Annotated in this window: 9 protein-coding genes; 4 read left to right on the forward strand and 5 right to left on the reverse strand. The window is 43.4% G+C overall.

Features of this window, described 5'->3' with window-relative positions:
- Window positions 1-7 precede the first annotated feature (7 nt).
- Both G493_RS31190 and G493_RS0124565 read right to left on the reverse strand, forming a co-directional pair.
- Window positions 8-1,396, reverse strand: coding sequence for a M23 family metallopeptidase (locus G493_RS31190; RefSeq protein ID WP_035275872.1), 1,389 nt, complete (start codon window positions 1,394-1,396; stop codon window positions 8-10).
- 235 nt (window positions 1,397-1,631) lie between these two features.
- Window positions 1,632-3,131, reverse strand: coding sequence for an Rne/Rng family ribonuclease (locus tag G493_RS0124565; protein ID WP_028582468.1), 1,500 nt, complete (start codon window positions 3,129-3,131; stop codon window positions 1,632-1,634).
- Between the two features lie 656 nt (window positions 3,132-3,787).
- Here G493_RS0124565 and G493_RS31195 point away from each other — a divergent pair.
- The 4 genes from G493_RS31195 to G493_RS0124585 all read left to right on the forward strand — a co-directional run bounded on the left by G493_RS31195 (window position 3,788) and on the right by G493_RS0124585 (window position 8,295).
- Window positions 3,788-4,648 (forward strand): glycosyltransferase family 2 protein, encoded by an 861-nt coding sequence (locus G493_RS31195; RefSeq protein ID WP_232363831.1) that lies wholly within the window; start codon window positions 3,788-3,790, stop codon window positions 4,646-4,648.
- Between the two features lie 75 nt (window positions 4,649-4,723).
- Window positions 4,724-5,848 (forward strand): SPL family radical SAM protein, encoded by a 1,125-nt coding sequence (locus G493_RS0124575; RefSeq protein WP_035275874.1) that lies wholly within the window; start codon window positions 4,724-4,726, stop codon window positions 5,846-5,848.
- A 75-nt stretch (window positions 5,849-5,923) separates the two neighbouring features.
- Window positions 5,924-6,352 (forward strand): single-stranded DNA-binding protein, encoded by a 429-nt coding sequence (locus G493_RS0124580; RefSeq protein WP_028582470.1) that lies wholly within the window; start codon window positions 5,924-5,926, stop codon window positions 6,350-6,352.
- Between the two features lie 893 nt (window positions 6,353-7,245).
- On the forward strand, window positions 7,246-8,295 hold the full coding sequence (locus tag G493_RS0124585; protein ID WP_084813762.1) for a radical SAM protein: 1,050 nt from the start codon (window positions 7,246-7,248) through the stop codon (window positions 8,293-8,295).
- 255 nt (window positions 8,296-8,550) lie between these two features.
- Here G493_RS0124585 and G493_RS31200 read toward each other — a convergent pair whose 3' ends face one another.
- From G493_RS31200 to G493_RS0124600, 3 genes are all read right to left on the reverse strand, one after another.
- On the reverse strand, window positions 8,551-9,474 hold the full coding sequence (locus tag G493_RS31200) for an RluA family pseudouridine synthase (protein WP_161629889.1): 924 nt from the start codon (window positions 9,472-9,474) through the stop codon (window positions 8,551-8,553).
- Window positions 9,475-9,582: 108 nt separating this feature from the next.
- Window positions 9,583-11,202, reverse strand: coding sequence for an ABC-F family ATP-binding cassette domain-containing protein (locus G493_RS0124595; RefSeq protein ID WP_028582472.1), 1,620 nt, complete (start codon window positions 11,200-11,202; stop codon window positions 9,583-9,585).
- A gap of 84 nt (window positions 11,203-11,286) precedes the next feature.
- Window positions 11,287-12,909, reverse strand: a complete 1,623-nt coding sequence (locus tag G493_RS0124600; protein ID WP_028582473.1) for an ABC-F family ATP-binding cassette domain-containing protein — start codon at window positions 12,907-12,909, stop codon at window positions 11,287-11,289.
- Between the last annotated feature and the right edge of the window lie 28 nt (window positions 12,910-12,937).

The raw sequence follows: 12,937 nt of genomic DNA on the forward strand, positions 1-12,937 counted from the left end.
GAAAACGCTATGCGCCTGGTTTCAGGAACTCTTTGATATTCACATCGATCCAGTGCTGATCCCACCATTCCTTTGGCGTTACAAAAATACCGTGAATGAGCATGGAAAAATGCAGGTGATCGCCACCGGCCATACCTGTTGCTCCTGTATGCCCTATCAGAGCGTCTTTTTCAACCATAGAGCCTACGGTTGTGTCAATTTTGCTGAGGTGAGAATATAAGCTGTAAAGTCCCTGACCATGGTCAAGAATAATCATATATCCATAGATTCCAAGATAATCAGCGTATGCCACTTTACCGCTGTTGGCAGCTCTGACTTCTGCCCTGGCCGTGGAGGCTATATCAATGCCAAGATGGGTTTGGTTGTCAACGGGGCTGCCATTGTAAAAATAGGTCCTCTGGTCGGCAAAACCGGCCCGGTTTGCCCCAGCCATTCGCAAAAATCGATCATTCCATAACTGTTTTGGGTCTGGATTGGAGCATATCTTAGATATTGTTGCCGCATTTTGCTGGCGTATATCCCTGTTGGCATGCAGATATTGCTCAATAGGCGTACCCTGCATTCCAGGGTAACGTTCCTGAAATTCGGGCAGTTTGTTTTTCAGGAAATTGTCACTGACGTTAATCCTGTCTGATTTTTTAGCAACTGCTTTAAAATTCATGTGTATTAAAGCTTTACCTTCATTCCCGGCCTCATCCCTGGCAATGACACTTGCGTTTTGCGGTTCCTCACTATTCCATGGAAGAGCAATATAGCTGATGAACTGCTTGGGATGTTGATCAAGGGGAAAGCCTTGAAAAAAGAGATCGTCAATTTGCACGCCGTGTCTGGGAGAATTCTCTGATACCTCGTAAATAACAATCCCGCTTCCTCCTGGGCGAATATAATTTTGAGCATGGGTAATGGATACTCGCGGAGGAACACTGTCAATGATGACAGGGATACGCTTTACCGTCTCATTGCCTTTGAGAAGCCCGTTGAGCGAGAAGTCGCGGACAGTGACGACCAAGTCTGCTTTGCCATCCTGCAGCTGGGCATTTTTAGTGTCGATGTTCACGGTTTCTGCGACAGTTGCAGGGCCGGCTGGTTTGAACCATGCCTGACGTTCGAAACTTCGATTGAAAATTTCACTTTTGACACCCTGCTGTTCCAGACTGACAACAATAGACTTTACACCACTGCGTTTATCATAAACCTTAAACGGGAGTTCAACATTACTTCCCAGATAGGTGATTTCTTTTTCCAGGGTTAAGCCGGGGTCTTCAGTTTCGAAAAGAATGAGGCCGGAAACAGCTGCAGCAATAACAGCAACAATAATAAGGGTTAAGGAAAATTTTTTGAGAAATCCACCTCGTCTATGACCTGAAAGTGATCTTCTTTTATTTCTTTTTGCCATGCTATTTTGCTCTTTGTGTATCTTATATCTATCCTGAAACGAAATTTTGAGATTTGTTCTATTTCTGGTAGGATAGATTTGTTTTGCTCATACCATTTTGTTGAGATGTGGATTGTACGGTGTTGTTTTTCCACGTTTTTTTGGCTTGCTTTCAAGCCTGGGTAGGTCACCCGCCCCTTGGATTCATAGTTGCAAATGGAGGCTATATTGAATCAGGGTAAAACCATGTAGGTGTTTATTCCTTCCAGAGAATATCGTACCGCTTGATATGCATATCAGGAACAGCGGTAATGGTAAACTGTTTTCCGGTAATTTTTTCCAGTTCCTCGATGTGTGCTGCTTCTTCATTAAGCATCATGTCCGCAACTTTTGGGTGTACTTTGATAACCACCCCAGAGGCTGAAATTTTTCTCGCATCTTTAGTGATTTTTCGAAAAATTTCATAACAGATTGTACGGCGTGATTTGAGAAAGCCGTCACCACCGCAGTAGCAGCAGGGTTCGCACATCATCTGGGTCAGACTTTCAGAAAGACGCTTTCTGGTCATCTGTACGAGTCCAAACTCAGATAATTTGAGAATGTTGACTTTACTTTTATCATCCTGCATGGCCTTTTTAAAGGCTTCGTATAACTCCTCGCGATCCTGTTCATCATCCATATCGATGAAGTCGATAATGATAATGCCCCCAATATTACGAAGACATATCTGGTAGGCTATCTCTTTTACAGCCTCCATATTGGTCTTGAATATGGTTTCTGCCAGATCATTTTTGCCCACAAATCGTCCGGTGTTCACATCAATAACAGTCAGAGCTTCTGTAGGTTCGATGATGATATATCCACCCGAGCGAAGCCAGACTTTTTTGTCAAGGGCAGAATTGATATCCATCTCTATTCCGTATGCTTCAAACAATGGATAGCTGGAATCGTGATGGAATATTCTTGGTTCCAGGCTTGGAGCAAATATTCTAGCATATCTAAGGAGTTCTGCATATACATCGTGATCGTCTACAACAAGCTGCTTGATATCTTCATGAAAATAATCACGTACAGCTCGGCGAATGATATCAAGATCGCGATACAGGAGACAGGGGGCTGTCACTTTTTCTGATTTGGAAAGAATTTCATCCCAAAGTAGAAGGAGAAATTCCATATCAGCCTCTATTTCTTCACTACTGATATGCTCAGCAACTGTCCTGATAATAAAGCCGGCTCCGGAAGGGCGAAGCTGTTTGATTTTATCTCTGAGCTGCTGGCGCACTTCCTCGTTTTCAATTTTTCTGGAAATGCCGATATGATCAGTTTGCGGCATATAAACCAGGTTACGGCAGGGCAGGGTGATGTTACAGGTTAGACGGGCACCCTTTGAACCGATGGGTTCTTTAGCTATCTGTACAAGGATGGTTTGGTTTTCCTTGAGAAGATTTTGTATAGCTGCTGTAGATCCGGACTTCCCGCTCGTCTTTTCCTGGTTTGGTTCTTCTGGAGAATGGATATATTTTTCTGTATTGTTAACTACATCATCCACATATAGAAAGCCTGTTCTTTCCATTCCTATATCAATGAATGCGGCATTTATTCCCGGTAACACCCGGACGACGCGGCCCAGATAGATGTTACCGATAAGGCCTCTCTCTGAAAGACGTTCCAGGTGAAATTGGATAAGGGTGCCGTTTTCAATAAGGGCAATTCGATTTTCATATGGTGTTGCATTGATGAGTATGTCTGTGTACATATATGCGTAATTTACCTGAGCTCGGCGGGAGAAGATTGTCAGGCTTTTTTTTTGTATAGAAAGTGCTGTTTGTTGGGAGTCAGAAATAATGTGCTTTGTCGCTTAAGCCCGCATTTTTTTATGATATTTCCTAATGTTATATTTAAGTATTTGAAATAATAGCGTTTGTCAAACATGCCTGAAAGGCAAAACACTTTTTAGGAAACTTGAAAAAAGCTCCCAATGTGCGAGTATATTATGCGGTATTTTCTTGATTTACAATTACTTACGGCAAGTAGAGACCGCTAAAACACTGCGGCGGCATGTCCGCACTGTAAAATCTACTCGTGAGAAATCCGGGTTGAAATCGTTTTCCTTTGATAACCTCGCACTATACTATAGAGAGGATAAATCTGCCAAAAGTAAATAGTTTTTCTTGCAATGATCGGAGCGCCATCTGCTGATTTCAATTGAATACCGCACCACTATTTGTTGAATATATACAACAATGGGTGAAGACAACTATGTATTCGGACATGCTTTTGTGGATTTCATGGTGGCTGATGTTCCATACTTTTGGCACATACTTACACAGTGAGAAATGACATTCCATATTCAGGCGGCGGATTGCCGTCTGTTTAGTTGTTACCTTAACTCTAGCCTTTATTCAAGAACTCTTGATATCAGTTATACTTCCCACATACAATCGTGCCTCCCGTTTGACCCGTGCGATACGTTCCATTCAGCATCAGACATTGCAACCACAGGAAATCATAGTGGTTGATGACGGCTCAACAGATGATACAGCTGCAGTGGTAAGTGAAATGGCCAATGACTGCTCTTTCCCCATTGAATTGATTCACCAGGCAAACCGCGGTGCAGCAGCTGCAAGAAATCGTGGAATTTGTGCAGCTCGTTATCCTTATCTCAGCTTTTTGGATTCTGACGACTGGTGGCTGCCCCATAAACTGGAAAAGCAGTTTCAAGCAATGTCGTCTCATACACAATTTTTGGTATCCCATACACGTGAGATATGGTATCGGAGGGGGGTGCGGGTCAACCAGAAAAAAAAGCATGATCCGCCCCACGGAGATATTTTTATCCCGAGTCTGCAAATGTGTATGGTAGGTATGTCCACAGTCATGGTCAGGAGGGAAACCTTTACCCGGTTCGGGCTCTTTGACGAACGGTTACCATGTTGTGAAGATTATGAACTCTGGCTTCGCATCGGAGCGCACGAGGAGTTTCTTCTTGTCCCTGAGCAACTCATCTGTAAAGATGGAGGAAGGGAGGATCAGCTTTCATATCAATATCGTCTTGGTATGGATGTTTATCGCATTGAGGCTCTTTGTAGATTATTGGCAAACCATTCTTTGGCAACCGGGCAAAAGCAACTGGTTTTAGAAGAACTCAGCAGGAAATGTACTATTTATGGTAACGGTTGTATGAAACATGGCCGACCAGGTGAAGGAAACTATTATCTTTCCTTACCCGGGCAAATAGCGCAATCTCTTGAAACAGCGAGTCAGGATGGGTGAGTGCCATTATTCTGCCATATGGATTTCCTGCCCTCGAAGCTCTCTACAGTCATATTTATACACGAGTAGTACATCATGACACGAAACAAATCATATGGTGACCCTGCCAAATATGTGCGTCACCTCCATATTACCGAAGATTGCGAAGACAATCGGTACACTCAGGAGATTCTTGAGCGAACAGGATTGCCGTATACCATTTTAAAAACAGCTGAACGTCCTGTCATTGAAGGTACGTATCCTGGTAACCTGACAGAGGGTAAGCATCACCTGCTGCTTTGTAAGAATCTCGGTACATTTTTTAAACCATGTCCTGGTACAAAGGAATATCGATGTTGCGATTACCAGGTGCTTAATATCGGGATGGGCTGTCCCATGGACTGTGTGTATTGTATCCTGCAGGCATACCTCAATAATCCCTGGATGAGTTTTTTTGTAAATATCGAAAAGTTGTTTACAGAACTTGATCAGGGCCTCGCTGACAAGAGTAGGGTGTTTCGCATTGGTACAGGTGAATTTACAGACAGTCTGGCCATTGACAGTATTACCCATCTGAGTCCCAGACTGGTCAACTACATACGAGATAAAGAAAACTGCATTTTGGAACTTAAGAGTAAAAGTGTTGTCATCGATAATCTGAAAGGACTGGATCACAATGGGCGGACAATTCTGGCCTGGTCACTTAACAGTCAGCAAGTGATGGCCCAAGAAGAGATTCGTACCGCATCTTTTGAAGAAAGACTGCAGGCTGCTGCCCAGGTTGCTGAATGGGGATACCATTTAGCATTTCATTTTGACCCCATTATTTACCATGATGGATGGCAAGAAGGATATCGTGAAACTATCCGCAGGTTATTTGCATCAGTTCCGACTAAAAAAATTGTATGGATCAGTCTTGGTGCGTTGCGTTATCTTCCGGCTTTAAAAGAAATTGCAGGGCTTCGATTTTCTGATTCCAGGTTTTTTTACGAAGAATTCGTTGATGGACTGGATGGAAAGAAACGGTATTTTCGTACTGAACGAGTTGCCATGTATCGTTTTATTCTTGCCGAAATCCAAAAATATGCAGCACCCTCCACCTGTGTGTATTTTTGTATGGAAAACGATGAGATCTGGCAGGAGGTGTTTGGCTTTGTGCCAGAGGAGAAAGGAGGTATTCCAGCCATGCTCGACAGAGCAGTTGGGCTTGCTCCATGTTAATAGTGGTAGATTTTTACATCTATCCCAGTATAGTGTGCGCTTTTAAAGAAAAGAACAACGCCGAGGATTTAAACAATGATTAATAAGGTAATCTTAATAGGTAATCTTGGGGCAGACCCTGAGATTCGATACACCCAGAGCGGTACTGCTGTGGCAACATTCAATATTGCCACTACAGAAAGATGGAAAGGTCAGGATGGCCAGATGCAGGAACAGACAGAATGGCACCGAATTGTGGCATGGCAACGCCTTGCTGAAATTTGTGGAGAATATCTTTCAAAAGGCTCAAGGGTCTATATAGAAGGTAAATTGCAGACACGAAAATGGCAGGACCAGAACGGCAATGACCGCTATACCACAGAAATTGTTGCCAGGGAGATGAAAATGCTCACACCTAAAGGCGGCGGCGGTGGTGGAGCAGGCAGTAGTTTTGGTGGGGATTATGGCGATCCCGGTCCATCCTATTCAGGTCCCTCAGATATGGGTGAGGATGTCCCATTCTGAGAATCATCAGAGACCAAAACGTAAAAAATACCTCTCAAGGCCGCGTTTCACGCGGCCTTTTTTGTTTTAGCGTTTGTAAAGTATTTCAACTTGATCTTGCTTATGAACTACTTTGCAAAAAATGTTAAAGGTCCCACCCCTACTCATCTTTTCGTATGTATTTATGGTCGCTGAAAATAAGAAATATCCAAAAATTGCGTAGGGTATGGGGTCGGTAACGTCGTCGCGTCAATGGTTCCATACTGGCCGTATTGAGCCATTGACGCGATGACGTTACCAAGTTGAGAGACAAGCAAGATCGGATTATTGGATTATTTATTTTTTCGTGACCCCTTACTATGAAATCATACCCATTTTACACTCTGGTTAAACCGTTAGCGGCGCGACAAATTATAGACAACCCTATAATACAGTTAAACATTACGCTGTTTCACCCCAAACAGATGTGTTTTGATTCGAGCAACTCTTCTGCGAGTTTTCTCAGTACATACCTGACTATTAATGAATAAAGCCTGTACATTTTGTGCAATATATATACCGCCTAAGGCATGAGATCGTTTCAAGAAAGTGGTAAATGATATGTAAAATCATTGACATATATGTATTGTGTACGCCTGGCATCTTAATTGCTATTAACCTTGCAGGATGATGAAAATTCATTCTTTCATGGGGGAGCATTGGACTCACACTTACGCACCTTGGGCTGTTAGAAAAAAGCTCCCAGAACGCAAAAGAGTAGTGGCAATGTTAACCGTTGCTTAACAGGCTTTGGGCCATCTCTGTGATTTACCAAAAAATATTGAGGTGACCTTTTTATAAAGCAAATAATCTGGATGTAAATTGCGCTATGCTCTATTTGCATCAGTTATTATTAACCCGTCAGGTATATAGAAATGAAACGAAGACTTCAGCGAATTGCAAAATTTGAGAACTTAAGCAAGGCTTACCTGTCCAGTTATCGGCATGGCACCGCCGCATTCGTAAGGATGCTTCCGACTGACCGATGTAACTTGCATTGTACGTATTGCTGGCAACGCGACAATAACGCTACTGACATGTCCATCAACTCCTTCTGCGCTTATCTTGATAAAGCTAAAGAACTCAAAGTAGGGTTAATGACTTTTCTAGGCGGAGAACCAATGATCTGGCAATCTCTCAATGAAGCACTTGCGCTTTGTACTGAACGGAATGTGATGACAGATTTGACCACAAATGGAACTCTTCTAACTGAATCTTCGATTGAAAGTCTGGGGAAGTGCGGCCTTGATTACCTTAATATTTCTGTTGATGGAGTTCAGTCTACTAAAGTAACCAGCAAAAATTCTATTTTTCAACCTGGATTGATGGAAGCTTTGAAAGAAGCACGAAAAAAATACCATATGCATACCAGGATAAACTCGGTGATCTATAAAAATAACTTTGAGGAAATACTGAAACTGATTGAATTCTCTAAAAGATGGGATATTCAAATATCACTTGGATTCATTGTACCTCCATTACATCCAGAAAACAGGACTAATGATGACATCTATTTTTCGACTGGCGATGTGCCGATTTTAAATGATATTGTTTCCGGTATTCTAGAAAAGAAAAAATCAGGCTACCCTATTTTAGATCCTGATTCTTATTTTGAAAATATTTTTAGGTTTATTCGTCGTGAAAAATTTTGGAACTGTAACTATCCCACTCGATATGGATGGATCAATGTCGCGCCATCAGGGTACATTAGAAGCTGTACAAAAAAAATGGATGAGCTTGATTTACACTTTCTTGATTTAGATCCCAAAAAAATTAGCAAATTGCGGTTTGCACTGAAAGAAAAAGTACAAACATGTAATATTGATTGTTACTCCAACTGTGCATATGATTCTTTTTTCTATACGCACCACAAAGGTGAAGGGATTAAAAAAATAATCAATCGATTGAAGCTACACAAGCAATAATAATTTCTTTTTAGAAAAGAGCTGCATATGAAGATATAATAATACGTTTTGACCCAAACTAGGATTTGATGCGAACAGATTTAATGGAGCTACCATTCTGATCTTTTTGGGGAAACGTAACTGATCGCGGGGTTAACGATACAGATATTTCAACTAGTTACACGTGTGTTTGTCGATTTGCTGAAAGGGCAAGAATGGTTGTTCGAGCAAAATGACAAGCTGCAATCAGCAAGTGGCTGTTTGCAGCTTTTTTTGTTATTTCCCTGCACTCTTTGGACAATGGAGATTGCCATTTTCAATAGTAAAAAATTTCAGAAACGGGGTAGGGACTCCTGTATCAAAGCGGCATGTTTTTCCAGTAGTTGGATGAGTAAAAACAAGTACTTTGGCATGTAGGCACATTCGTCCAATTGGATCGGCTGTTGAGCCGTATTTTTTATCTCCAAGTATTGGATGTTGTATATCCTGCATATGTACTCGAACCTGATGCTTAAGGTTGGTTTCCACGTTAAGCTGTAGAAGTGAAAATTCGCTGTTTCCCTGAATGGTTGTATAATGAGTGACAGCTTTTTTCCCGCCATTCTGCTTTTGCGATGAATAAACTGTAAATGCTTTACTTTCATTTAACCATGAAGAGAGAGTTCCCTGCGCCGGCTCAACCTCTCCTTGCACCACTCCTACATAATCCCGTTGCCCGATGGTGCTGTTCCATGTTTCCTGAAGAGCATTTCTGACAGATTCACTTCTGGCAAACACGAGTAGACCGGAGGTTTCCCGGTCAAGCCTGTGGATAACAAATAGTTTATTCTCAGGGTTTTCAGCCCTGAGGTACTTGTGCAACATTGCATAAGCCGTCTTTGTTTCCTTTTTGTTGGTGGCAACTGTCAATAAACCCGATGGCTTGTTGATGACAATAAGGTCATCGTCCATATAGACAATGTTGAGTTCACGTGGATGCTTCTCTTGTACGATTTTATCCCACAGTATTTCGATACGTTGCCCGGGAGTCAGTGAATGATCAAATTGGGTGATGATTTCTCCATCAACTGAGACCTGCCTGTCTCTGAGAACAGCCTTGATCAGTTTACGTTTTTTCTGGGGCAAGTTGGTCAAGAGGTTTGCCAGAAGCGTGTCCTCCGTCTTAACCGTGTACGAAGTGGGCTTCTTTTTTTGCGTCATGTGATGCCCGCATTTAGTATTTTTTGTCATTTCTATTCAGATATCTTTTACGTATTACATTTCCAACCAAACATTCAACTAAATGGGAGCGGAATGAAAACACGGTTATCATGAGAGTGAGTACTGTTCCCTTTGCCGTTGAACATCAGGGTCAATCAGATAATCGTTGTAGGACAGCATCTTGTCTATCACCCCATTGGGGGTAATCTCAACGATTCTGTTTGCCACGGTAGCCATCAGTTCATGGTCGTGTGAAGAAAATAGGATGATCTCCTTGAATGCTTTCATCCCATTGTTGAGTGAAGTGATTGATTCAAGGTCAAGATGGTTTGTCGGTTCATCAAGAATGAGAGCATTGGCATCGCTCAGCATCATTTTTGAGAGCATGCATCGTACTTTTTCACCACCAGAGAGTACACTGGTTTTTTTCAGGGCTTCTTCTCCGGAGAAAAGCATTTTTCCGAGAAATCCTCGGGCATAGCTTTCACCTTCTGATGGCGGGGTATATTCGCTCAACCAATCAACCAGGCTTACATCATCAGCAAAGAAGGCGCTATTTTCTTTGGGGAAATAGGATGTGGACATGGTCTGCCCCCACCTGAAACTACCGCTGTCCGGTTCCAGTTCTTCAACAAGGATTTGAAAAAGAGTGGTTATGGCCAGGCTGTTAGTGCCAACAAAACCGATTTTATCGCCTTTATTGGCTTGCAGGGAGAAATTATCCAGAACCCTGGTTCCTTCTATATCTTTAGTAAGGTTTGTAATCTCCAGGATAACGTCGCCACATGATCGCCCAGCTTTGAATAGCACGAAAGGGTACCTTCTTGATGATGCTGGCAGGTCTTCAAGTTCGAGTTTATCGAGAAGTTTTTTTCTTGATGTTGCCTGCCTGGCCTTGGAGGCATTGGATGAAAAGCGAGCAATGAACTCTTTGAGCTCTTTTGCCTTGGCATCAGCCTTACGGCCTGCATCCTGGCGTTGTTGTTTCACTAATTCGCTGCACTGATACCAGAAATCGTAATTACCGGTGTATATCTTTATCTGGCCGTAATCGATATCTGCCATGTGGGTGCACACCTGGTTCAGAAAATGCCGGTCATGGGATACGATAATAACGGTATTCTGGAAGCGCTCAAGAAACCCTTCCAGCCAGGTGATTGATTTGCGGTCAAGATTGTTGGTTGGTTCGTCCAGAAGCAGGATGTCAGGATTGCCAAAAAGAGCCTGTGCCAGAAGTACTCTGACTTTTTCACCACCTTCAAGTTCCTTCATTCTTTTATCACGGAGTTCTTCTCCGATCCCAAGCCCACTCAGCAAAACAGCCGCCTCAGATTCCACCTCGTAACCGTTCATTTCGGCAAACTCAGTTTCGAGTTCACTGCTGCGTATGCCATCTTCCTCGGTAAATTCAGTTTTTGCGTAAAGAGCATCACGTTCGGCCATCACTTCATGAAGGCGGGTGTGTGCCATGAGAACGGTTTCGGCAACCTTATACTCGTCAAAGGCAAACTGATCCTGATTCAACACGGCGATTCGTTTCTTGCCGTCGACAAACACTTCTCCCTTGTCAGGGCTGAGAGCACCTGAAAGAATTTTCAGAAAGGTGGATTTACCGGTGCCGTTAGCGCCAATAAGGCCGTAACTGTTACCTGGGGTGAATTTGATGTTAACATCTTTAAAAATTATACGTTTGCCGTAAGAAAGGAAAATTTTGGAAGCTTCTATCATTATTATCTCATTAAAAAAAACGTGTTCCGGATTTGCACCGGCGGCAAGGGAAAACAGGGCTATATCTGTTACGTGTTCCGGGGACTACTGCTCGGTTACCTGTTCAAGGTAATACTCATAATCTCCTTCATATATGCGCATCTCACCATGATCAATTTCAAAAACCCTGGTCACCAGTGATCTCAGAAAGTGACGATCATGGCTTACCAGAAGGATGGTGCCTTCAAATGCCTTGAGCGCATCAAGCAATACTTCCCGGGAAAGAATATCGAGATGGTTGGTAGGTTCGTCAAGAACCAGAAAGTTTAGTGGCCTGGCCAGGAGTCTGGCCAGAACAACCCTGCTTTTTTCTCCACCTGAAAGGCTGGCAATACGTTTGTCCACATCGTCGCCCTGAAACAGAAAAGCAGCACAGAGGTTGCGGATGACGCCGATATTTTCTAAAGGCAGCACCTCTTGAACAGCTTCAAAAACAGTATGCTCTGCGTTGAGGGAATCCATCGCATGCTGGCTGAAATATCCTGTGGTAACACCGGTCCCTGTAATGACCTCACCTGCAGAGGGCTCGGTACGACCTGTGATGACCTTTAACAGTGTGGATTTTCCGGCGCCATTTACTCCCACCAGTGCGATTTTCTCGAGTCTTCTGACGGTTCCACTGAGGCCACTGAAAACTGGTTTTGCAGACCCGTTAACCGTTTGCCATTCTTTGCCTAGATTTTTCAGGTGCAGTACATCTTCACCGCTTCTCGGTGGAACCGGAAAATTGAACTTCATGACTTTCTGCTCAGGGGGTAAAACTATTCGTTCAATTTTCTCTAATTTTTTTATTCGGGACTGGACCTGTGCGGCATGGGATACTCGGGCGGCAAACTTGGCGATAAACTCCTCCTCCTTGGCCAGCATCTCCTGTTGTCTTCGGTAACTGGCCTGCAACTGTTCCCGGCGGATTTCACGTTCACGCAGGTAGAAGTCGTAATCCCCATTATACGTGGTGGCCTGACCATTGGCGATTTCAATAACCCGGGAAACGATTCGATTCATGAATTCCCTGTCATGACAGGTCATTAACAGTGACCCCTTGTAATCGTTTGCCAGCCATTCCTCTAGCCAGAGGATGGATTCGATGTCAAGATGGTTTGTTGGTTCATCCAACAGCAATACATCAGGGTTTATTACAAGTATCTTTGCCAGGGCAATGCGCATTTTCCATCCGCCACTGTAGGTTTCCACCGGGAGTAGAAAATCTGCTTCTGAGAAACCAAGACCGCCCAGGATTGCCTTGGCGCGTGATTCAAGATCGTAGCCGCCACGGTGTTCGAACATATCGGTCACAGAGCCGTATTCTTCCAACAGCCCAGCGAGAGCATCATCGTCCATGGGCTGGCTCATCTGTGTTTCCAGTTGGCGCATCCGCTGGCCGAGCTCAACGACCTCACCAGCCGCAGACATTACTTCCTCAAGGACTGTCCGTCCGGACATCTCGCCGACATCTTGTGAAAAATAGCCGATAACGGTCTTCTGGGAACAGGAAATATCTCCTTTGTCCACTTCTTCTTCGCCCATAATAAGGCGAAAAACAGAAGTCTTTCCAGCACCATTTGGACCGACCAGACCGTTACGACTATTGGGGAGAACCTGCAGGCTGGCACCCTGAAACAGGATATGAGAACCGTACTGTTTGTGTATATTGTTTAAATGAATCATGGAGGCAAAGGTAATTTGGGGAAAAAGG

The organism is Desulfogranum japonicum DSM 18378 (assembly GCF_000429945.1).
GTDB lineage: Bacteria > Desulfobacterota > Desulfobulbia > Desulfobulbales > Desulfobulbaceae > Desulfogranum > Desulfogranum japonicum.